The organism is Chimaeribacter arupi, assembly GCF_002858805.1.
In the GTDB taxonomy this organism is placed as follows: domain Bacteria; phylum Pseudomonadota; class Gammaproteobacteria; order Enterobacterales; family Enterobacteriaceae; genus Chimaeribacter; species Chimaeribacter arupi.
In genome coordinates this window covers 110751-133705 of sequence record NZ_PJZI01000009.1, presented here as the reverse complement: position 1 = coordinate 133705, position 22955 = coordinate 110751, and the positions used below count along the sequence as shown (strand labels likewise).

The following is a 22955-nucleotide window of genomic DNA, read 5'->3' as shown; positions in this document are numbered from 1 at the left end:
TGACCTCCCGGCCTGTGCCATAAAAAAGCCCGCATCTGCGGGCTTTTTATTCAGGTCTGCCGGGGGAGTTACACCTGGCCCAGCGCGGTTATGCCTGGCCCAGGACCTCACGCACGTAGGCTTCGATCGCGTTATCCTGGCAGTTTTCAAAGAAACACTGCTGGAAGCGTTCGCCGGTGACGGCGGTTTTCACCAGTTCCGGGTCAAGGGCGCGCAGGGTTTCCACGCAGCCGCCTTTCAGCATGCTGGTTTTCACCTGGTTCAGGATGCCCGCATTGCGCACCTGCGGCTCTTTGCGCTCCGGCGGGTAGCCCGCGCCGCGCTCGCCGGTAAAGGCTTTCTCAAAGATATAGCGCACATTCAGCTCTGCACCCCAGCCAAAACCTTTGGCAAACGGCAGCGCCAGCGCGTTACCGTTGTTGATCTGCGCGAACAGGAAGGCGTCCGCCGGATCGATGCAGTAACCGCAGCTGACGCCGGGGTGCAGGTTCAGCGACAGCAGCGCGCCCTGCCCGGTGCCGCAACCGGTCACCACGAAATCCACCGCTTTTGAGTTCAGCAGCAGGCTCGCCATGATGCCCAGATGAATGTACGTCAGGTGGTGATCCTGCTCGTCGCTCATGCCGACGCAGAAGACGCTATGCTCTTTCTCATTCGCGACATCCGTGAGCTGCTTCAGTACCACCGGGCTTTTTGCCGCCTGGCTGTTTTCCATCATCAGTGCAATTTTCATCTTTCTCTCCTCTGGGTGCAGATAATGCCGCGCCCGGTCTGTTGAGTGGCCCCGGCTGATGCCGCGGCCAAAGAAGGGTTAACGTGCCAGCCATCCGCCGTCGACAGCAATAGTGTAGCCGTTGATGTAGTCCGACGCCGGAGACGCGAGGAACACCACCGGCCCCATCAGGTCCTGCGGCAGGCCCCAGCGGCCCGCCGGGATGCGCCCGAGGATCTCCTGGCTGCGGGCTTCGTCTGCGCGCAACTGCTGGGTATTGTTGGTGGCCATGTAGCCGGGGGCAATGGCGTTAACGTTGATGCCGTGCTTCGCCCACTCGTTGGCCAGCAGACGGGTCACGCCCATGACCGCACTTTTCGACGCGGTGTAAGACGGCACGCGGATGCCGCCCTGGAAGGAGAGCATCGAGGCGATATTGATGATTTTGCCGCCTTCCCCCTGGGCGATAAATTGCTTCGCCACCGTCTGCGCCATAAAGAACACCGCTTTGATGTTGATGTTCATGACGTCATCCCAGTCTTTCTCGCTGAACGCCAGGGCGTCTTCGCGGCGGATGATGCCAGCATTGTTGACCAGCACATCGATGCGGCCGAACTCTGCCACTGCACGGCCCACCAGATCGGGAATGATGCTGGTGTCACGCAGGTCGCCGGTCAGGCTGAGGAAACGGCGGCCCAGCGCCGTGACCTGCTGCTCAGTGTCGGTTGGCTCGACAATGTTCACGCCGATGATGTCACACCCGGCCTGTGCCAGGCCGAGCGCCATGCCCTGCCCCAGCCCGGTGTCACAGCCGGTGACCAGCGCCACCTTGTTTTGCAGTGAGAAGCTTTGCAGCGAAAAGTTCTGCTGAGAAGACGTATCAAGACTCATCATAATTCCCTCATTGTGCCGCCGCCCCCGCGGGGCCGCTTAGTTGTCACGCATCCTAACGCAAATAAAAAGGGGCGACAAATTAAAATAAAACATCGTTTCAATTTTTTTGAGGTGCATCAGAAAATTTCCTCTGCGCACCGTTCCGGGGTTAAGGGTGCAGCGGCGGCACATCGGCCGGTTTGCCCACCGCAGGCGCGAGCATTTTGCGGCAGACGGCGCTGTTGCCCCAGCACTCCTCATACCGGTAGCCGATCAGGTTCTCCATCACGGCGCGCGTATCCGGGGTGACATCCGCGATACGGCCGCCCTGTTTGATGCGCGCCACTTCATTCAGCACCACCAGGTGGGTTTCGCGGTTGAGTTTCATCTGCTTGCTGAACACCATCGCCACCAGCGCCAGCCCGATGACGCCGATGCAGAACACCAGCGCAATCGCCATCACGGCGCTTTCCGGCTGGGTATGGGATTTGGACTGGAAGCCGTAGTAGCTGAGGATCGCGCCCATCACGAACACAATCACCGAGCGCATCAGCTTGCCGGAGAAGGTCATCGCCCCGGCGTAGATGCCTTCACGGCGGCGGCCGGTAAAGGCTTCATCCACATCGGCCAGGAAGGTGTAGACCGTCCACGGGATGTAATACACGCCGCCGGTGCCGATGCCGAACACCACCGTGATGCCGAGCATCGCGACGGTGGCATACGCGGCCGGCAGGTGCATAAAGTAGAGCAGCGTGTAGCAGCCCACCGAGAACACCACAATGCCCAGCGCCAGGATGTAAGGTTTGCTGAAGCCCTTTTTCACGCACAGCGCGATGAAAATAGCGGTAGAGAAGAGTTGCAGGATCGAGTTCAGGCTGTTCAGCCCGGCCACCATCGCCGGATCATACTGCAACACGAAAATCACAAAGTAGGTGAACACTGACGCAAACAGCCACTCCGCGCCGAACCCAAACAAATACATGCCGAGGTGCTTGCGGAACACCCGCAGATGGAAGGTGGAGATCATATCCCGCACCAGCGACAGCATGGTCTGCCCGAGGCTCTTTTTATGCAGGTCCAGCGGGCGCAGCTCTTTGACATCGCGCTCCCAACTGGAGAGGTAAAGCAGGCCGACGGCAATAAACAGGATCGCGCCGTAGGTCAGGCCGGTATAGAAAAACGGCTGGGCTGACTCTTTGCCGTAGATCAGGATGAACTGGCCGGGGATAAAGGCCGCCAGGAAGTTCGCCATCTTGCCGAAAATCGCTTTATACCCGGTGAGTTTGGATCGTACCGCGAAATTGGTGGTCATCTCGGTGGCCAGCGTTTCATACGGCACCATCACGGAGGTATAAATCAGCTCAAAAATCACGTAGGTGGAGAGGTAGTACCAGAAACCAAAGCCCTCAACCCACAACAGCGGGTAGAACAGCATCAGCGGCGCGCCGATCAGCAGGAAAAAGCGGCGGCGGCCGAAGAGTTTCCCAAGCCGGGTGTGGCCGAAGTTATCGGTGAGGTAGCCCATCAACGGGTTACTGATGGCGTCAATAATGCTGGCGACCGAGAAAATCGCCGAGGCTTCCAGCAGGGTCAGCCCACAAAAAGTGGTGTAGAAGTAGAGCAGCCAGGCCCCGGCAATCGCCAGTGCGCCGCTGCCGAGCAGGTTACCGCCGCCATAGGCCAGCAGGTGCCGCACAAAGATCGGGCGTTCTGCGGTGCCGGGCTGCGCGTCTTGCATTTTCATATTGAACCGCCGTTTCGTTTTTGTTGAATTGGCGTTTTTATACTCATGGCGCAGCAAGATTGATGTGAAAGTAATCACATTTAGTCACACGTATGGCGACTTTTCATCCGTTTTGTGACGCAGGCTAATCAATGGACATTAAAGGATCTTCAACGCCTGCAAACCTCTTCTCCAGGCCATTTTTATGCTATGGGCAGGCGAAAACCCCATCAGGTTATTGAGGCGTGATAACACACTGCCCTTGCCCCAGATTTTATTTCCTGCCGGGTTATTTTCTTATTTCTTTAATAAAAAACCCGTTACGTAAACCACTAACACGATTCACTAACACCTTCTCTTCATTACCCGCCTAATAACATCCCTACTCTGTTTTTCAGATAAATTGTCGCTTTTCTTTATTTATCCCAGGCGTATTATCCCGCGGGAAATGCCCCCTCGCGATTAAGGCCGGCTTACATGGCTATTCCGGTTTATTTATGGTTAAAAGATGACGGCGGCGCGGATATTCACGGCTTGGTGGATGTACGCGGGCGGGAAAACAGCATCGAAGTGCTCGATATTGAGCATTGTATTGATCTTTATTTCGAGATGATGCGATGAAATCCTGTTTACTCATAGGCTTGCTTTTTCCGGCCCTGAGTTTCGCTGAATCTGACTATCCCCCGCCGATAAGCTGGCCGGTATTGATTGATCGCGTAACCTATGCCAGCCCCGGCACCTTACACACCCTGGATATTAAATTATTTCCGTTAAGGTCAATACTGGATGAGGCGCATAAAAATGAACTTAACCGTGCGCTGACACTGGCCTTAGTGAAATCGCCTGCAACTACACTTGATGCCCTGAGTAATATTGACCTCTATAGCATCCGTGAAGACAATGCGTTTATGCGCCTCTTTACTACCCACGCGGTATGCCGTTTGCCGCAGGTGCGTTATTACGATAAGGCATCAATGACCCGTTATTACCAGCAGGCGACGCGGGTATTAAGCGCCAGTTCCCATAAAAACAGCCAACGCTGTTTGCATATTATGGAGACAGCAATGAACGACCTTAACGTGGATGACACGCACGGCAGAATCGCATGGGGAACCGAAAAATATTACGTGACAGCACCCGGCACTCAGGTGCCGGATAACTGGCCGGTATTGATTGAACAGGTGACCCGCGGCGACCCTGGGGCGTTAAAAACATTGCCGGAAAATGTATTTTCATTTGGGCTGACACTGGGTGGTGACCCTACTTCACAACTGAATCATGCATTAAGACTCGCTTTAATTAAGGCAACGCCACAAACGCTCGACGCGTTAAGCATCATTGATCATCACCAGGCCGGAAAGCAGACTGCACTTATTCAACGATTCAATACTGACAGCGTGTGCACGCTATCAATGGGTTTTTATTATGATAAGCCCTCTGCCTTCCGCTATTACCACAAAGCAACACATGTGCTGAAAACCAGTACGCACAAAAACAGTCAACACTGTTTAGGGTTAATGCGGAAAACGATGGAAGAGTTCGGCTATAAGGAGCAGCGCGGGACGATGAAATGGGGCACCCGCTTCTACCCTGAACCCGGCACAGCGGTCCCTGATAGCTGGCCAATCTATATCAAGCAATTAACGCAGGCTGAACCTGGGGCGATTAACGCACTGCCTGATGCGGTATTTATTACCGCGCCTGTATTGAGTTATGAGCAATTAGTGGAATTTCACATCGCCGCCAGTATTGCCTTAATGAAAGCGCCAGCGCTGACGCTTGAGGCATTAACGGTGATTGATGCCTACAGCGGCGACGACCCCCGGATTATCCAGCACTTTGATACAGATACTGTCTGCGGCATCCCGGCTGCCATGGATCACACCAAAGCCTCGGTTATCCGTTACTACCGGCAAACCAAACAGGGTCTGGAGAAGACGGCCCTTCAAAATACCCGACGATGCCTGTGGATGCTGAATGCGTCCATGGAAGAAATCCTGGCGGATGCAGCGCGCAGCAACAGCAAATGGGGCACCCTGACCTACCCTACGCCCTAAAAAGAGGCCGCTTCCTGACAGGGAAACGGCCTCGCAGAGCAGCGCAGGATCAGGCCGGCCAGCGGTCGAGTTTTATGCCGCGGGTCGGTGCTTTCTCACGGAATTCATTGAGCAACGCTTTGACGTCCGGGTCGATGTAGTGGGCGTTTTCACTGTCTACCATCACTACGCTGTTGTCTGGAATTTCTGCCAGGATGCTGTGCAGCCGCGGGTTGTGCAGGAAGGTCAGGTTCTGGTGGATGCGCACCACGTAGTGATCGTCATAGCTGGAGAGTTGCAGCGCGTTCACGTGGCTTTTATAGGTGCTGCACAACAACTGCGCCAGCAGCCCCAGCCCAATGCCGGCCAGCATACCGAACAGCATGATCCCGGCGACCGTGGTGACGAACGGGAGAAACTGCGGCCAGCCCTGTTTCCACTGCATCAGCCATAACGCAGGGGACGCCAGCTTATACCCGGTGTAGAGCAGTACTGCGGCCAACGCCGCCAGCGGGATGGTGTTCAGCATGTCGCTGAAAAACAGCCCGCACAGCAACAGCAGCACCCCGTGCAGCAGGATCGAGACTTTGCTGCGCGCGCCGGTATTGACGTTGACTGAACTGCGCACAATCACCGCGGTGATCGGCAGGCCGCCCAGGAAACCGCTCAGGGCGTTACCGATCCCCTGCGCACGCATCTCTTTGTCCGGCGACGGTGCAGGCACCTGCTCTTTCAGCTTCTTCAACGCCTCCTGGCTCAGCAGGGTTTCCAGGCTGGCAACCAGCGCCAGGGTGACGGCCACCATATACACCGCCGGGTTTTTCCACGCCTGCCAGTCCGGCCGCTCCAGCTGGGCGGTCAGCTCGCTCAGGCTGTTAAACGCCGGCAGGGAGATGCGCGGCATCGCACCCTCGGGCAACAGCCGCTCGCCAAACACCACCGCCAGGCTGCCCCACAGCACCGCCACCAGCGGGCCGGGAATGTAAGTCAGCAACCCGATACGCCGGAACGGCGCGGTGGTCCATAACCACATAATTAACAGCGCCACCAACGCAATGATCAGGGCCGGGGCGGAGAAGGCTGCCGTCCCGCTGAGCAGTGCGCCCAGCCCCTGCCCCTCCGGCAGGCCCATCGCCACCGGGATCTGCTGCACAATCAGCAACAGGCCAATCGCCACCAGCATCCCCTGAATCACCGTGCCGGGGATGAGCGTGATAAAGCGCCCGGCGCGGGCGATGCCGAGCATGACCTGTAACATGCCGGCCAGGATCAGCGCGAACAGCAGCGCCGGGAAACTGCCGAGCGTCTCCATTGCGGCGGTGACAATGGTCACCAGCCCGGCCGCCGGGCCGCTGACGGCAAACCGGGAGGGGCTGAAGGCCGTTACCACCAGCCCGCCGATGACGCCGGTCAGCAGCCCGACAAACGGCGGCAGGCCGCTGGCCTGGGCAATGCCGAGGCAGAGCGGCAGGGCCACCAGAAAAACCACCAATCCGGCGGGAATATCATGGCGCAGGGTCGAGGCCCCGGCCGGAGCCTGGCTCAGGGTTGAGTCACTCATCGCGGGCCTCCATACTGCGCTGTTCAACCAGTTTTTTCAGGTGGCCGCTGTGCAGGTCATAGACACAGCCGTAGACCTCCAGCGGTTTTTGCTGCTGCCAGGCAAGCCGCACCGGCCAGCACTCGGTGAGGTGAACGAACTGGCGGCGCACGTGCGCCTCTACCAGTGCATTCTGCCGCGCACTCTCATCCGGGTGGCCCTGCTCCGCCAGCGCCTCGCCCAGCGAACGGCGCAGGGTACGCATCCGCCGTGCCAGCGCGCTCTCCTCCTGTGCCAGCGGCATATCGGGCAACATGCTGGCCGCCTGAACTCCGCCGCAGCCATAATGCCCGCACAACACAATGCCGGAGACTTTCAGGTACTCCAGCGCGTATTGCAGCACGCTCATCAGGTTGTCGTCCTCTTCCATCACCATGTTGGCAATGTTGCGGTGGACAAAGAGTTCACCGGGGTGGGAGCCGGTCAGCACTTCCGCCGGTACCCGGCTGTCTGAGCAGCCAATCCACAGGGAGTGCGGCTGTTGTGGGCGCGCCGTCTGGATAAAGTAGTCAGGATCGCTCTGCTGCTGCTTCATGGCCCAGCTGCGGTTTTTGGCCAATAGGGGTGTCAGTATCGTCACGGCATGTATCTCTCTGTTGGGGGGCAGTCGTGATCACGTCGCCCGGTTGCCCGTTAACCTGGGAAATACTCATCAGAAATTTCAACCATTCTGGAGGTGTGCACTGTCCTTGTGTGCGGATGCCGGGGCAGGCGGAACCGCCCGATCCGCCGTTACCGCGTCGCGATAACGGAGATATTTACTAACATCCCAGTGAAAGGTACTGCATAAGAGTAATCTGCAAGTAACAACTATGCTTTTTTATTTACAAAAGCATACTTTTCGATACACAGAGTCACAGTTCACACTTTTACATATTCAGATCAATAACTTTGCTTAGCCCGCAATCAAATAAGAAATTCTTATAACTTAGCAGGAAAAGTACACGAAAAAGCCGCCCGAAGGCGGCTGAAACCGGGTAACTAACGAGGATGTTTACCAGCGACGGTAAGTGAGGAAAGCGGTGCGTTCGCCCAGCTGATCATAAAGCGCACGGGCGCGGGTATTGGTTTCGTGCGTGGCCCAGTAGACACGATCACACTGTTTTTCGTCAGCCAGCTGGTATACCGCGTCAAACAGCCGGTGGGCAATGCCCTGGCCGCGAGCGGCCTCACTGACGTAGAGATCTTCCAGATAGCAGTAGCCGTGTTCGCTCCAGCTTGAGGGGTGAAACACCAGATGCGCCAGGCCAAGCAGCGTGCCATCCGGCGCTTCAGCGACCAGCCCGGCCAGCCGCTCACCAATGCACAGGCGTTCAAAGGTCAGTAAGGTCACCTGTTCACTCAGCGGATGCTGGTAAAAATGCAGGTAACCTTCCCACAGCGGCCACCAGCCGGGGTAATCGGTGTGGGTCAACGGACGCACAACAACGGCCGCCGCGGTGTCAGTGCTGCTCATAAAACCTCCTTGGCAGGGCGTAAGGTATGGTCATTAAGCATACTGCATGGCGGCCGGGGCGTCAGCCCGCGACCCGGAAGGTCAGGTTGATGCGCTGTGCCCCCATCCGCGGATGCTCACCCGGTTTGATCGGCAGCACGCCGTGGAACCGCAGCCGGTCAGGGCCGCCCCATACCACCACATCGCCGTGGGTCAGCAGGTAGCGCTGCGCTTTGTCGCTGCGCGCCAGCCCGCCAAACTGGAACACTGCCGGCAGCCCCAGCGACACCGACACAATCGGCTGGCTGAAATCGGCTTCATCCTTGTCCTGATGCAGGGACATTTTTGCACCCGGCACATAGCGGTTGATCAGGCAGGAATCAGGGCGGAACGCCGGGAAGCCGGCCTGTGCCGCTGCCTGTTCAGCCAGCGTTGCCAAAAGCGGCGGCATGGCGGGCCAGGGTGCCTGCTCACGCAATGGATCAGCAGTGACATAACGGTAGCCGCGCCGGTCAGTCATCCAGCCCAGGTGGCCGCAACTGGTGGTCGCCACGGACATCGTATGGCCGCCGGGGGTCTGCATCCGGCGGAAGGGTGCTTCGGCGATCACACCGCGCAATGCCGCCAGCAGCGCCTCCTCCTGCGCCAGCGCAAAGCCGTGCAGCAGCATCGATCCGTCACCGATCCGCTCATTCCACGGATCGGCCGGGTTCTCAAACAGATCCGGCGTGATCGTCTGCATCGGGGATGTGTTCCTCTTTCTCTGCGGCGCGCTCTTTCAGCAGCAGCGCCCGTTTGCGTTCCACGCCCCAGCGATAGCCGGAGAGTGAGCCGTCCTGCTTTACCACCCGGTGGCAGGGGATCGCCACCGCCAGCCGGTTAGCCGCACAGGCCCCGGCCACCGCGCGCACTGCCGCCGGTGCGCCGATGCGCGCGGCAATCTCGCGGTAGCTCAGGGTGCTGCCGGGCGGAATGGCGCGCAGCGCCTGCCAGACCCGTTGCTGGAACAGCGTGCCGCGGATGTCCAGCGGTAACGTCAGCCCGGTTTGTGGATGGTCGATCAGGCCAATCACCTGCGCCACGCCCTGCTCAAAACCCTGATCCGCGCCACGGAATTCCGCCTGCGGGAAACAGGCTTCCATCTGCCGGACCAGCGCCTGCGGGTCATCGCCCAGCAGGATGGCACATACGCCGCGCGCGCTCTGGGCCACCAGCACAGAACCGAGGCTGCACTCACCGACTGCAAACCAGAGCTGCTCGCCCTGCCCGCCCCGGCGGAACTGCCCCGGCGTCATGCCGAGCTGCGCCTCTGAGGCCGCATAAAAGCGGCCGCTGGAGCCATAGCCGGCCCCATACAGCGCCTCCGTGACGCTGGCGGCCTGCGGCAAAGCATCCCGGACCCGCTGGCCGCGCCGGGCCGCGGCATAAGCGCGCGGGGTGAAGCCGGTCAGTGCCCGGAAGCGCCGGTGGAAGTGCCACGGGCTGACCCCGGCCTGCGCCGCCAGCTGGTGCAGCGTGGGTTCGGTTTCTGCGTGTTCCAGCTGGCGGCAGGCTGCTGTAATGCGTGCTGCCCACTGCTGCTGGTCTGAATCGCCGTCCGGGCGGCAGCGTTGGCAGGCACGGTAACCGGCCGCCGCGGCCTCGGCCACCGTGGCAAAGAACACGACATGATCGGGGTGTGCCCGGCGTGACGGGCATGAAGGGCGGCAATAGATGCCGGTGGTACGCACTGCATACACAAAGCGGCCATCGGCCTGTTTGTCACGCGCCAGCACCTGCAACCAGCGCGGATCGTTTACTGCGGTATCAGGCATAGTCATAAGGATCTCCTGCTCGGATTACGTTACCCGATCCAGACTACCCGCCGCAACCGGCTGCCGCATCCCGTCCCTTGCGCTCAAATTATCTGCGTTGCAGCAGATCCTTCATCGCCCGCTCAATAAACTCACTCTCCGCCTCAAAGCGCCCCGGCAGCCCGGCACAATGGCCATAGGGGGAAATCAGCGGCCGCCATTCGCCGCGCGGCAGCAAATCACACTCGATACGCGCTTGCGCCACGGTAAAGTAGTTATCGGTATCACACGGCATAATGATGGCATCGGCGGTGATCCGCGACAGAATAGCGGCGAAATCGCCTTTCAGCCGGGGGTCGAGGCTGACATCTGCCTGATGCCAGGCATCCAGCAGGGTCAACAGATCGTTGGCATCCTGCTGCTGGTGGTTGCGCTCCCAGGCAGAGAGCAGCGCTTCCAGGCTGGGATAGCCCATGCGGCGGAACAGTTCGTCGCGGAAAAACGCGGCAGAGTAAGCCCAGCCGGCATAGGTGCGGCCAAAAGCGGCCAGCCCGCGCAGCGGCGGGATCAGGTAATCGCCGTTGGCGAAGGCGCTGTCACTCAGCAGTGCACTGCGCATGTTATTGAGAAACACCCGGCAGAGCGGGCTGCAGCGGGCGGTACCGCAGATAACCAGCAGCCGTTTCACATAGTCCGGGTAGGCTGCCGCCCAATGCCAGGCCAGCATCGCCCCCAGTGACCAGCCGCCCACCAGCGCCAGTTGCCGGATGCCGAGATGTTCACGCAGCAGCAAAAACTGCGCATGCACATTGTCTGCGATCGAGACGCGGGGAAAGCGCCGCCCCGGCTGGCTCAGGCTGTTACTGGGCGAGGTGGAGAGGCCGTTGCCGAACATATTGACCAGCACGATAAAGTAGCGGCTTGGGTCAAGCACGCGATCTTCACCAATAAGCGGCAGGTAGGAGAGATGGCCGCTTGAATAGAAACTGAGCAGCAGAATGGCGTTGTCACCGGCAGCGTTCAGTTCGCCGAACGTCTGGTAGGCCAGGGAGGCCTGCATCAGCACCCCTCCCTGTTGCAGAGGCAGATCGCCCAGCAAGGTGTGATGAAAATCATTTCCCATGGCAATCCTCGCGATTCTTTTTATCTGCTTTTTATTGTTGTGTATTGCCTGACCAATTTATCACGCGGGGGAATTATTCCGTGACGGTGGTACCTAAATTAGGAGGTTTCCGGGATCAGTGCGCGGGCAGGAATGCACAAACCGGCGGGGTAGCGGGCATAAAAAAACCGGGCGCATGGCCCGGTTATGTCAGAAAAGCAAAGGGTTATTTCACGGCCAGTGATTTGACTTCGCCCATCGCTTTCAGTTTTTTGGAGATCTCACGGCGCTCTTTGGAGAGGTCGGCATTTTTGATGATGTAGTCATCAACGCGATCTTCATAGTCACCCCGCATGTTGGCGATAATCGCCTGGATCTCTTCGATGCTCATGCCTGGCTTGATGTAGTCACTCAGGTTGTCCAACAGCAAAACACGTTTCTGGTTGTCGCGGATTTTTTTCTCGTTGTCCACGATTTCGCGCTGAAGCTTGTTCTTACGACGGAACAGACGAACGAACTCCAGCACATCCTGGAAACTTTGCTTGTTTGCATTATCCATTTTTACACCTTTGCTTAAGTTTTACACAAATTCATTCACTGACGCGCTGTGGACAACCATACCTTGTCGCCGTGGTCAGAGATAGCCCTGATTTCTCTATCTTACCTGCTTTGGCGCATGAACAACACTGCACCCTGCTGACCTACCGGCGCATCGCCATCGTCACCAGATCGCCCAGCTCTTTCAACTGCTTGGTCATCTCCAGGCTCAGCCAGAGGTAACCATAGATCGGCGCTTCCAGATTTTTCCCAACGCTCATCTCATGCAGCAGCGCTTTCAGCTCACCGGCAATCTCCTCCATCTCCCGCGGGAAGCCGCGCTCGCGCTCCGGCGAGCCGTTACGCAGGATATCCGCCAACGTGTCCATGGAGTGCAGCGTCAGCAATTGGGCGCTGCGTAAGGTACGGGCGTTGAGCATAATGAAATGGCTTTCGCGCGAGGCCCAGTAGGCATCCACCTGCAATTCCAGTGTGCACACCAGGTTGCGGGTCAGCGTCTGGATCGCTTCAAACACCTCTTTCTGGATGCCGCTCTCTTTACTGGCGGGGGCAATAAGTGTGCGGATTTTCACCACCTGGGTCAGGGCGCCTTTGAGTTTGCCCTCCAGATGCGGCCGCTCCACCATATTGGGCGACTGATAGGCGCTGTAAAGCTGGTGCAAGGTGGTCAGGCTGTCCGCCATCTGCAACCGCCAGTGAATAAAGGCGCGCTGCGGGTAGATGCTGGTAAACAGCAGCGCCAGCACCGAGCCGAAGATCACGTCACCACTGCGCCACAGCGCGGTTTTCATGTCGCCGGTGGCGCTGCCGCAGACCACGGCCAGCGTGATGCCGATCAACAGCGCCATATAGGGGCGTTTGCCCAGTGTCAGGTAGCCGCAGACAAACATCACCACCAGGCTCCAGGCCAGCATCAGCGGCAGGGAGTAAAGCTCCAGCCACAGCGCCATCAACCCGGAAATCGAGCCAAACACCGTCCCGGCGATGCGTTGCAGGGCGCGCGGCTGCACGTTGCCCCAGAAGGAGATCGGCCCCATCACCACCACCAGGGTGATCAGCGGCCAGGTGCCCTCCGGGATCGCCAGCAGGCGCACAATCAAAAAGGTCAGCACAAAGGCCAGCGCAATCCGCAGGCCATGCATCACCCGGTAGCGGCGGTAAATCAGGTGTTCAAACGGGGAAATCTTTTTATCCAGGCGCATTATCGGTGGTCAGTCAGCAGCAAATCCGCACAGTGTAGCGGAGTCAGCGGCCATCAGCGAACCGGTTTACCTTTCTGCCGGCGGCGCAGTTACAACACCTTACACCTGCTGATAATTTCCTTTGATAATGCTACACTTCGGCCACTTTTTTCAGCCGGTGCTTTCCGATGATTAAACTGTTTACCAAATACGCCCTGGTGGGGGTGATCAACACCTTAATCCACTGGGTGACCTTCGCCCTGCTCTATTACGCCGCCGGGGCCGATCAGGCGCTGTCTAACTTCGGTGCCTTCTGCGTGGCAGTGACCTTCTCCTTCTTTGTGAATGCCAAAGTCACGTTCAAAAGTGACGCCACCACCATCCGTTATATGTTCTATGTACTGTTTATGGGGGCGCTGTCCGTCAGCGTGGGCTGGGTTGCCGAAGTCAGCGGCCTGCCGGCCCTGTTTACGCTGGTCACCTTCTCCGCTGTCAGTTTGGTCGTCGGCTTTTTCTACTCCCGTTTCTTTGTCTTCAAGGTTAAGGATGCCCAATGAAGATTTCCCTGGTAGTGCCGGTTTTTAATGAAGAAGCGGCCCTTCCCCTGTTTTATCGCGCAGTGCGTGATTACGCACCCTTACAGGCATGGCAGGTCGAGATCGTCTTTATCAATGACGGCAGCAAAGACCGCACGCCGGAGCTTGCCGCCGCGCTGGCGCAGACCGACCCGCTGGTGACGCTGGTGAATTTCACCCGCAATTTCGGCAAGGAACCGGCGCTGTTTGCCGGGCTGGAACATGCCACCGGCGACGCGGTGATCCCGATGGATGTTGACCTGCAAGACCCGATTGAGGTGGTACCGCAACTGGTGGCTGCCTGGCAGGCCGGGGCCGATATGGTGCTGGCGAAGCGGGTTGACCGCTCCACCGATGGGCGGCTCAAGCGTAAGACGGCGGAGTGGTTCTATAAGCTGCATAACAAAATCAGCACGCCGAAGATTGAGGAGAACGTCGGGGATTTCCGGCTGATGTCGCGGGAGATCGTCGATAACATTCTCATGTTGCCGGAACGCAACCTGTTTATGAAAGGCATCCTGTCTTTTGTGGGCGGCCGGGTGGCGGTGGTGGAGTATGCCCGTGCGGAACGGGTGGCCGGCACCACAAAATTCAATGGCTGGAAGCTGTGGAACCTGGCGCTTGAGGGCATCACCAGTTTTTCAACGTTCCCGCTGCGGATCTGGACTTATCTGGGGCTGGGCGTCGCTGTGCTGGCCTTTATTTATGCACTGTGGATGGTGGTAGACAAATTGATCTGGGGCAACCCGGTGCCGGGCTACCCGTCCCTGATGACCGCCATCCTGTTCCTGGGCGGCGTGCAGCTGATCGGCATCGGCGTTTTGGGCGAATACATCGGCCGTATCTATATCGAAACCAAGGGCAGGCCACGGTATATTGCGAAAAAAACTATCAACGATAGTCAAAATTCATCCCCATAAGACGATAAGTGAACAGTGAATACAAATATGAACACATTATTTTGCCGCTCCGGCATACCGCTTTTTTTAACTGCGTTAGTTTGTGCCATTATAGTCTATGGTTTTGAACTGACGCATTTTACACTCTCTATTGATGAAGAGTTTTCAAATAATTATTTACAAACCATCGCTTTAGGACGTTGGGGTCATGCCCTGCTGCGGTTGTTTATTTTCCCTGAGCCTTACGCCCCCTGGTTTACCACCCTTTGCGCTTTGCTGTTTGCCTCTGCCGCCGCGGTCGTTATGGCAAAAGTATTGCAATTTTCCGCGCATATTTCCCTTTGTTTTGTTGCTCTTTTTATCGCGCTTCCTCAGTTTGCTTACCAGCTGCAGTTCTCCAATCAGGCTGATACGGTTGGTTTAGGATTTTTGAGTGCTGCACTTTCGGTCTATTATTTTAAACGCGCGACCCCATTGTATGGGCTGTCAATTATTACCTACGTTTTTGCTATCTCTATCTACCAGTCGCTGGCTTTCTTGCCGATTTCTCTTATTCTCCTGTGTGTTATCAAGGAAAACATTGAAGGGAAGAATAACAAGCAATCCTTACTTACTTTGGCCGGATTTGCAGCCATCTCTGTACTGTCAGTGATTGCCTATGAGCTGATTCTCCTTTCTTTCCAGCACTATTATCAGGTGAGCGGCGCCAGCTATTTCTCTTCATTAATTAATTGGGGGAAACTCAGCACATCGCAAGTGATTAGCCAAACGGTGCATTATATCGCTGATTTTTTCACTTTTAATGGCTTTTACGGATTGCAGCCTTTTTCGCTGGTTGTCATTCCTTTCCTGTTTTTATCTTTTTCTTTAATTTACAAGAAAGGTATTGCAGGCATGGTACCGGTGATGCTCTTGGTTGGGCTGCTCTTTTCTCCTTTTGTCATGCCAGTGATTTCAGGGGGTTTTCAGGCTCCACGTGTTTTAACCTCACTCTCGCTGGTGATGGCAGGGCTCTTTTCCCTGATGATGATGTACCTGAGCAATAAAGCAGTTAATATACTCTTTTCTGCTATTATATTACTTATTGGTTCTGCATCAGCCAGCCAGCTATTTTATTCTGATTATATGTCTGAAAAGGCTGACAGCCTGTTGGCCACCCAGATTACGACCCAAATCTATCAAACTTATCCAGACTTTAATGCTGAAACCACAGGCATTTATTTCTTTGGCATGCCTAAAAGAGATAATATCTGGAAAAAACCCAATTCGGATGTATTTGGCTACTCATTCTTCACCTGGGACGGCGGCAATAATGCCCGCATGATTGCCTATTATCGTGCCCTGGGCATTGCCTCTCTGCATAAGGCCTCTGAGACACAATTATCAACGGTGCGTGAACAGGCCAAAACCTTACCTGTCTGGCCTGCAGCAGGGAGTATCGCCATGATAAATAATGTATTGGTTATCAAACTTGGCGAACATCAGGGCGTAGACTGAGTTTTCTTTATTAATACAGCGTTGTTGTTTTCAGCAACGCTGTATTAAACACCCCCTATTCCTTATCATTATTTTTGGATTAATATTTAATTATCAGTTAAATATGCATTCATTCCACATGAAATGATAAACCCAATCTCTATTAATGAGTTTAATTATAGATATCAATGATACATTAAATCAACCAGGCTCATCTTAACCTTAAATCCATCTAATATTATCAGGATATATTAATCCAGATCAAACCACCTCTCTTTAAAATCCTTAAGAATAAAAAACAATCTACTTTTTTAGATATATCAGGATTTTAAAATGGAGTTAAAAAGAAATTGGATTCAAGGGTTAATTATATTAATAGCAACTTATTTTATTCTTTTTCTACGCAGGCCAGACATTTTAACGAATGCTCAATTCTGGGCTGAAGATGGTGTTATCTGGTATAAAAATGCGTATGAATATGGGGCATTATTATCGCTTCTACATCCACAAAATGGGTACTATCAAACCATCTCAAAGATTGCTGCTGGTTTTTCTACATTAATCCCTTTGGACTATGCTCCCTTTTTTACTAATGCCATTGGATTGTTGATTCGATCTTTACTGGTTTGGTTTTTTCTGAGTAAAAGGTTCGCTTTTGCACCACTTTTGCCACGCATAATTATTTCAATTTACGCTGTTGTTATACCTTACTCCGATGAGGTACATTCAAATATCACCAATGCACATTGGTTCCTGGGGTTATATTCGCTTATAATTCTTACCGCGGATAACACTAAAAATAAACTTTGGCTATTCCACGATATTATCATATTAACTATTTCTTCTCTTAGCGGCCCTTTCTCAGTTTTCCTTTTACCTTGCATCGCTGTTAAATACTTCTATAACACTCAAGTCAATACGATTTTTTCTATAAAAAACATCCTTTCTTTTATAAAAAAACCACAGCACCTTATTTTGATAGCGGGTGCATTCATTCAAATCATTGCCATTGTGACTTCATCTTCAGTTACACGCTCACAGGCTCCTCTTGGTGCATCACCACTCCTTTTATCTAATATAATATCATCCAGGTTATTGTTATCGACATTTTCACTAATGGATATGAATGATATGGTTTGGAGTACACCATTAATATCATACTCTCTTACAATGTTATTTTTCTTCATTACTGCCGTTATTCTTTATAGCAAAAACTGGCGGTTGATTTCTTTACTTATTTTAGGTCTATTGGTAGTAGGCTTTAGCCTGGCCAGGCCAATGATCAGCCTTACCGAGCCACAATGGCCCCCCCTGAAGCATTCAGGGTATGGACAACGCTATTTTATTATTATTAATATTGCTATTTTTTCAGTTATTGCCTTTTCTTTATACAGCAAATGCAGCGCCCGATTTTCTAAAATATTTTATACCTGTACTTTTATAACAACATTAGCTTTCATTATTTATAAATCATTTATCATTGCGCCCTTACCAGATCATGGCTGGAAATCGAGCGTCGCTACTTTTAATGCAGCAGCTCCAGGGGAACAGGTTACATTACCTATTCCTCCGGGATGGGACATGACATTAATAAAAAAATAACCCGAAGCCAGCATAGCTTTTATGCTGGCCGCAGTCTCTTTACTTCCCGGCTCTCCTACCCCACCAGCCCCTGCACATGGTCGCGCAGGAAGATGACCTCCTGGCCGGGGTGGTATTTGCCGGGCTGGGCGGCGGGTTCGATGGCGTCGGTGTCCACGACTTCGCCGACATAGTGCCCGGCGTTCAGGCCGGTGATGCGCACCACCAGCTGGTAACTCTCCGGCGGAGTGCCGGAGGGGACGGTAACCAGCAATACCCGGTCACCGATCTGCGGTGCCGGGGCCAGAGGTGTCAGCGCGCGTTCAAACAATGCTTCATCCATGCTTTCCTCCGTCATCTCTGAGTGCTGTCAGAATGGCAACTTATGCCGCCTTGCCTGTCTCTTCCAGATCTTGTGGATAAACAATCTGGCTTGGCAGCGCCAGCCGGACGTTAATTTTATCCAGCTCCTCCATAATACGGATATTAATTTCCTGTTGAATATCCATATATTTATTATAGTCTGCCGAATTCACGATATGGACCACTTCAAATAACAGCCGGTCCTGACCAAAAGCAGAGAAATGGGCACGGTCGAAACGGGTTTCGCCGACGTCTTCAATAATCTTTTTCACTATCATGCCAATCTTGCGCAATTTACCGGGCGGGGTGTCATTCGACAGGCCAAAGGTGAAGACAATGCGGCGCGTTTGCATCCGTTTGTAGTTATGAATAGTCTGCTGGAGCAGAATGGTATTGGCGCAGACGATCTGTTCGCCGCTCAGGCTGCGGATGCGGGTGGTTTTCAGGCCAATATGCTCAATGGTGCCGGAAACGTCGTTAAACACGACGAAATCCCCGATCTCAAAGGGTTTGTCAATGCCGATTGACAGCGAGGCGAACATGTCGCTCAACACCGTCTGTACCGCCAGGGCGATGGCAATACCGCCTACCCCGAGGCTGGCCATAAAGGCGGTGATATCCACGCCCGCATTCGACAGAATCGACAGCAGCATCACGGACCAGACCAGCACCCGTAAAATCACCCCCAGGATCACCAGCGTCACCGGGTTACGCCGTGACCCCGGCGTATAAAGCAGTTTTTTCATCCATGACTGTACGCCCTGATCCATCCAGATGGCGATCTGCACCGCCAGCACCAGGAACCAGGCGTGGGAAATGGTGTTATATAACCGGTCTGACAGCACGACAAACCGCAGGCTGAACAGGAAAGCGGCAAACAGAATCAATATCCGTTTGGTTTTGCCGATCACTTCCGAAATGATGAGGTTGGCGTTGTTCTGCTTTTCATTGGCCCAGACCAGCATTCTTTTATGCAGGAAGCCGATGGCCTGGGTAATTACCCAATAGGTCACCAGCGTCACGCCAATCACAATGGCGACATCCGTCCAGAATGGTAACGACAAAAACAGCTTAAAGTAGTTAATATTCTGAATCGCTTCCATTATTCCCTCGGCTTTATCAAAAATACACAACAGCCTAGCAGTATAGTTCAGTAACCGGCCACCCGCCCGGCAGCTCCCTGCCCTATTAAAAGCCCGGCAGGTGACGGAAAGATGACCACCTGGTCAGTGGGGGCATCGCGCTTCACCTTCAGGCAGGCCCGATTATGGTTTACCATAGACAAAGCCGCGCCCACGCCTTTAAACAGAGAGCCTCAGTGAAAAAAGAATCCCCCCAGCCGACCTTCTACATTCACGACTACGCACACCTCTTCTCTTCTATTTGATTTTATTAGCTTAAATTGTACTAATCATTTCTTTTGTACGCATTTTTGTACACGTCAGTGATTTTGCTCTCGTATCAATCCAATTTTAACGGCAACATCCTTATAAGAATGCAAAGGCTTGGGAAAGGTCACAAACCTTTGCATGTCCCAAATCCGTCCCACCCCCGCACTGATCAACAATCGCACACAGCGCTTTACACTTGACATGTTCTGAATCTAGACTTCGCCCTCGCTGTATCGACGGTCTACAAAGGCCAGGTGTGCAATGGTGATTTTGCTCATTGAAAGGAAAGATTATGCAAGCCAGGAGTGATAGAGTAAGAGAGATAGCAAAGCTGAACCTCGACTTGTTATTCTTAATGATGATTGTATTTTCAATCATTATTTCATTCATGTTTTATCGCGCATGGAACAGACCGGCGTCAGATATACCACAGAACATAGCCAAACCTTTAAAAGACTTTTATATAGACCAGTGCGTTTTTAACGTCAGTGGCATCACTGTTGGTGGTTGGGCTTTTGTTCCCGGCAACGGAAGGGTCTTAAATAGGGTCTTTGCTGAAAAAACCGATGGCGAAAAGGTAGAGCTAATGAGTTCCCTTCAATATCGCAGAGATGTAAGCGAAGCCTATGGTGTTGGTAGCAAATATGATAAATCTGGTTTTATAGCCACAAGACGGGACTCATCAGCCATGTCGGGCTTTAAAAAACATATCGAAATATTTTCAATGGATGAGCAAGGGGTGGTTCATGCAGCTAAATACGAATGTAAATAAATGGATTTTGCTGACGTTGATCATGTCATCCTTGGCTTATCTGCTTTTTATTTCTCATAGCTTGTCGCTGAGGGGGTACGATGATGACAAAATATTCTTGTCGATATTTAACTCCGATAACATGATGGAAATTCTTGCTGCTCGATACAACCAATGGAGTGGCAGGTTCATGCTTGAGTGGTTGATGACATCCACAATAGGCTACACATGGCTGTGGAAGGTTGGCGTTCCAGTATCTATCATGCTCTCATGCTACTCTGCATGCCGCATTGCGGGCCAGAAAGCAAACATCATCGGGTGCTCAATAGCTCTACTACTTTTTGCATCAATACCGTATGATATTAATTCAGACGCTTCATGGTGGATAACGGGATTTTATAATTACCTGCTGCCAATATCTGTCGCTCTATATACTTTCTCCGTTGCAATTTCTGATAGCAATAGTATTTTTGAGAAGATTTCTTGTTTGGTTCTGGCGTTTTATTTTCCTTACATGGAGCAAGCAGGGGTCGCATTCATCATAGCAATGCTCGCGCTGCTTGCATTCAAAAAGGAGAGCAGAAACAAAATTAATTATGCACTGATAGTTATTGCTGTAATAAATCTAATAATTTGCCTTAAAGCTCCGGGAAATGAAAGAAGGTTTTCTGAGGAGGTATGGAATTGGTACCCTGAATATCAAACATATGGCCTTTCTATTAAATTAGCTTTGGGTTTTGATAAGCTTCACCAGCTAATGACTATGCGCGCCAACTTCCCTCTTATCGTCTTGTCTCTAGCTATTATCTACTTCAGGTCGGTCAGTGGTAACATGGGCATCACCATAAAGATGGCAATGTTTATTGTGATAACCTTCGTGGCAATTTCGATTGCTAAGGCATTAACAGGGATACCTGCCGGTGGGTTCTTTTTTAACAGTGTACCCGTTAATGCTACTATATGGTCGGCAGGTAAGTTATTTCTTTCTTACCTTTACTTGTTTTCTGTTATTTCATCAATGTTCATCATCATGCTCGATATGGCATTGAAGAAATATATTGGGGCCACTCCCATCATGGCAATGTTGATCGGCTATATGACCGTGACAATGATGGGGCTGACACCTACAGTTTACGCATCAGGCCTACGTGTTGATATGGTGTTCGAGATGATGTGCATTGTAGCGGTGATGAAAATCTGCACCGGCTTGCTTTCTCCCCGGCATCAAATTGCTGGCTAAATTTAAGGGCACGATTGCGTGCCCTTTTTCATTAGAAGCCCAGCGGTGAAAAGCCACTGGCTTCCAGTACCCATCTATCTGTTTGCGCTACCGATGTGCCTATAACTGTAAAGTAAAGGGTCGTCGTGTTTGAGTTATCGTAACTATAGACAAGTCGTACAGCCGGCTGAGTTGTCAATTGCATAGATGCGCTAACTGGCTTGGCAGTAAACCCTGCTCCAGTTACATCTACAGAAATTGAGGTTTCAGATGCTTGGGTGGTTCTGGTTCCGGTCTTAATATATTGATAATAAGTTGGGACTGATGTTCTGTCAGGAATGTTTACAGCCACAAACCCCGAAACAGTCGAGTTGTAAATATTGTTCCGTACCCTGACATTGGGGCAAGTTAATGCAATGCCAAAGTTAAAACCGATCTGATGTCCAATAAAGACGTTTCCGGAAACGTTGATATTGGATACTGCAGATGAGCCGCCTAAGGCAATGCCAAAGGTCGTAGTAGATGCCGTCGATGCTGCGATCGTGTTCCCGGTAATAGTCAAATTACGGATTAATTGATCGCCGACATTATTGGTTATACTAATCCCAGCGCCGCCCGTTGTCTGGTTCTGAATGTTGTTTCCGATGATTGACCCATACTCATTGAATCCGTATGAGGCGGAGTCCAAATAAATTGGATAAGTGTCCGCAGTGATCTCCGTGTTGCCACCAATAACCCATTGGAAGCAGGCTTTGAGATACAACCCCAGAGAGCAGTCACTGATCTGGTTATCCTCCACAGCTAGTGCAAGAACCTGGTCAAAATAGCATGCAGTCGCTGCCTGGATAACGTTGTTGTTTTGGAACTTCACACCCTCCACTCGCCCACCGTTTTGCACGGTTCGCCCTGTCACGTACACAGGGTACGGGACTGAAAGGAAGGTGTTATTTTGAATCAGCGTGTTCATCACGCACGTATTCATATTGTCACTTACGTTAATGAAAACACCGTACCCTCCATTAGAGGTTTTCCCGCTACCAAGCGTTGAATTGAAATCATTCTGTTCGATCAGTGCTGACCATACTCCTCTCATCTTGATGCATTTAATGTCTGCTGCGCCTGATGTAAACCGGCAGTTTCGAATTCGGTGAGGTTTTTTGCCGCCGGCATCCCACACACTGGTCATATCCAGCATAACCGCTGAGGTGGTGCTGCTCTGGAAGTAGACCCCCACAATTTCAATGGTGTAATAGCTGCCATTGGCGTCTGCATTTGATGAACCGAACGCGACCAAAGTGGAAGCCGTGCCGGTGATGATGCTGGTTGGCCCAAGACCGAAAAGGCGAAAATTCTTATTCGGAAGTGTCACTTTAGACTTCAGGTATATTGTTGTGTTAGCTGGAATATAAAGCCCGCCACCACTGGTGTTCAGCGCCTTCTGGAATGCCGCCGTATCGTCTGTAATGCCATCGCCAATAACACCATATTTCTTAACACTATCAAAATCACCGGCCCATTGAGCCAGTGATCGATTATCAGGCGATGCCATCTTCACATCTGATGCCGGAACTCCCACAGCAGCAGAGTAAATATCTTCAACGTCAATAGTGACGGAATCATCTGTCGGGGATAGCTGGTCTACGCGTAATAAACTCATTATTTAATCCTTAGATGTAAATCTGAATAG

21 protein-coding genes and 1 pseudogene are annotated in these 22955 nt (G+C 53.0%); 8 read left to right on the top strand and 14 right to left on the bottom strand.

Annotation, left to right across the window (positions count from 1 at the left end):
• Positions 1–88: 88 nt before the first annotated feature.
• The 3 genes from CYR52_RS07775 to CYR52_RS07765 form a co-directional block, all read right to left on the bottom strand.
• Positions 89–733 carry an RpiB/LacA/LacB family sugar-phosphate isomerase gene (locus tag CYR52_RS07775; protein WP_072932812.1) on the bottom strand — a complete coding sequence of 215 codons (645 nt, stop codon included), beginning with the start codon at positions 731–733 and terminating at the stop codon, positions 89–91.
• A gap of 78 nt (positions 734–811) precedes the next feature.
• Positions 812–1603, bottom strand: coding sequence for a 2-dehydro-3-deoxy-D-gluconate 5-dehydrogenase KduD (gene kduD / locus CYR52_RS07770; RefSeq protein ID WP_072932907.1), 792 nt, complete (start codon positions 1601–1603; stop codon positions 812–814).
• Between the two features lie 151 nt (positions 1604–1754).
• Positions 1755–3323 (bottom strand): MFS transporter, encoded by a 1569-nt coding sequence (locus CYR52_RS07765; RefSeq protein WP_101828372.1) that lies wholly within the window; start codon positions 3321–3323, stop codon positions 1755–1757.
• A 462-nt stretch (positions 3324–3785) separates the two neighbouring features.
• On the opposite strand from CYR52_RS07765, the pseudogene CYR52_RS07760 reads away from it, so the two are divergent.
• Both CYR52_RS07760 and CYR52_RS07755 read left to right on the top strand, forming a co-directional pair.
• Positions 3786–3896, top strand: a pseudogene (locus tag CYR52_RS07760) (type VI secretion system tube protein Hcp); the annotation flags it as partial.
• A gap of 29 nt (positions 3897–3925) precedes the next feature.
• Positions 3926–5365, top strand: a complete 1440-nt coding sequence (locus CYR52_RS07755; protein WP_101828366.1) for a hypothetical protein — start codon at positions 3926–3928, stop codon at positions 5363–5365.
• A 49-nt stretch (positions 5366–5414) separates the two neighbouring features.
• On the opposite strand, the gene CYR52_RS07750 is transcribed toward CYR52_RS07755, so the two are convergent.
• From CYR52_RS07750 to CYR52_RS07715, 8 genes are all read right to left on the bottom strand, one after another.
• Positions 5415–6905 (bottom strand): SulP family inorganic anion transporter, encoded by a 1491-nt coding sequence (locus CYR52_RS07750; RefSeq protein ID WP_101828365.1) that lies wholly within the window; start codon positions 6903–6905, stop codon positions 5415–5417.
• Positions 6898–7479: a carbonic anhydrase gene (locus CYR52_RS07745; RefSeq protein ID WP_101828371.1), complete on the bottom strand. Its 582-nt coding sequence runs from the start codon at positions 7477–7479 to the stop codon at positions 6898–6900. Before CYR52_RS07745 ends, CYR52_RS07750 begins: the two co-directional genes overlap by 8 nt.
• Positions 7480–7938: 459 nt before the next feature.
• Complete coding sequence (locus tag CYR52_RS07740) at positions 7939–8400, bottom strand: GNAT family N-acetyltransferase (RefSeq protein WP_072932823.1); 462 nt, start codon at positions 8398–8400, stop codon at positions 7939–7941.
• 61 nt (positions 8401–8461) lie between these two features.
• Positions 8462–9121 (bottom strand): DNA oxidative demethylase AlkB, encoded by a 660-nt coding sequence (gene alkB, locus CYR52_RS07735; RefSeq protein WP_175558196.1) that lies wholly within the window; start codon positions 9119–9121, stop codon positions 8462–8464.
• On the bottom strand, positions 9093–10199 hold the full coding sequence (gene ada, locus CYR52_RS07730) for a bifunctional DNA-binding transcriptional regulator/O6-methylguanine-DNA methyltransferase Ada (RefSeq protein ID WP_101828364.1): 1107 nt from the start codon (positions 10197–10199) through the stop codon (positions 9093–9095). Before ada ends, alkB begins: the two co-directional genes overlap by 29 nt.
• 82 nt (positions 10200–10281) lie before the next feature.
• Positions 10282–11295 carry an alpha/beta fold hydrolase gene (locus CYR52_RS07725; RefSeq protein WP_072932827.1) on the bottom strand — a complete coding sequence of 338 codons (1014 nt, stop codon included), beginning with the start codon at positions 11293–11295 and terminating at the stop codon, positions 10282–10284.
• 205 nt (positions 11296–11500) lie between these two features.
• A complete protein-coding gene (tmaR, locus tag CYR52_RS07720; RefSeq protein WP_072932829.1) occupies positions 11501–11833 on the bottom strand; it encodes a PTS system regulator TmaR in 333 nt (110 codons plus the stop codon).
• 142 nt (positions 11834–11975) lie between these two features.
• Positions 11976–13034, bottom strand: coding sequence for an FUSC family protein (locus tag CYR52_RS07715; protein WP_072932831.1), 1059 nt, complete (start codon positions 13032–13034; stop codon positions 11976–11978).
• Between the two features lie 167 nt (positions 13035–13201).
• On the opposite strand from CYR52_RS07715, the gene CYR52_RS07710 reads away from it, so the two are divergent.
• The 4 genes from CYR52_RS07710 (at position 13202) to CYR52_RS22375 (ending at position 17565) form a co-directional block, all read left to right on the top strand.
• Complete coding sequence (locus tag CYR52_RS07710; protein ID WP_072932833.1) at positions 13202–13570, top strand: GtrA family protein; 369 nt, start codon at positions 13202–13204, stop codon at positions 13568–13570.
• A complete protein-coding gene (locus CYR52_RS07705; protein WP_072932835.1) occupies positions 13567–14508 on the top strand; it encodes a glycosyltransferase family 2 protein in 942 nt (313 codons plus the stop codon). Before CYR52_RS07710 ends, CYR52_RS07705 begins: the two co-directional genes overlap by 4 nt.
• A 27-nt stretch (positions 14509–14535) precedes the next feature.
• Positions 14536–15984: a glucosyltransferase domain-containing protein gene (locus CYR52_RS07700; RefSeq protein ID WP_072932837.1), complete on the top strand. Its 1449-nt coding sequence runs from the start codon at positions 14536–14538 to the stop codon at positions 15982–15984.
• Between the two features lie 312 nt (positions 15985–16296).
• Complete coding sequence (locus CYR52_RS22375; protein WP_146001336.1) at positions 16297–17565, top strand: glucosyl transferase; 1269 nt, start codon at positions 16297–16299, stop codon at positions 17563–17565.
• 55 nt (positions 17566–17620) lie between these two features.
• On the opposite strand, the gene CYR52_RS07695 is transcribed toward CYR52_RS22375, so the two are convergent.
• Entirely contained in the window at positions 17621–17887 is a 267-nt protein-coding gene (locus tag CYR52_RS07695; RefSeq protein WP_072932839.1) for a hypothetical protein, read from the bottom strand.
• A 40-nt stretch (positions 17888–17927) separates the two neighbouring features.
• A complete protein-coding gene (locus CYR52_RS07690) occupies positions 17928–19010 on the bottom strand; it encodes a mechanosensitive ion channel family protein (RefSeq protein ID WP_072932842.1) in 1083 nt (360 codons plus the stop codon).
• Between the two features lie 580 nt (positions 19011–19590).
• Here CYR52_RS07690 and CYR52_RS07685 point away from each other — a divergent pair.
• Both CYR52_RS07685 and CYR52_RS07680 read left to right on the top strand, forming a co-directional pair.
• Positions 19591–20070, top strand: a complete 480-nt coding sequence (locus CYR52_RS07685) for a hypothetical protein (RefSeq protein WP_101828362.1) — start codon at positions 19591–19593, stop codon at positions 20068–20070.
• Complete coding sequence (locus tag CYR52_RS07680) at positions 20045–21289, top strand: hypothetical protein (RefSeq protein WP_101828361.1); 1245 nt, start codon at positions 20045–20047, stop codon at positions 21287–21289. Before CYR52_RS07685 ends, CYR52_RS07680 begins: the two co-directional genes overlap by 26 nt.
• Positions 21290–21320: 31 nt before the next feature.
• Here CYR52_RS07680 and CYR52_RS07675 read toward each other — a convergent pair whose 3' ends face one another.
• On the bottom strand, positions 21321–22925 hold the full coding sequence (locus CYR52_RS07675) for a glycosyl hydrolase family 28-related protein (RefSeq protein WP_101828360.1): 1605 nt from the start codon (positions 22923–22925) through the stop codon (positions 21321–21323).
• Between the last annotated feature and the right edge of the window lie 30 nt (positions 22926–22955).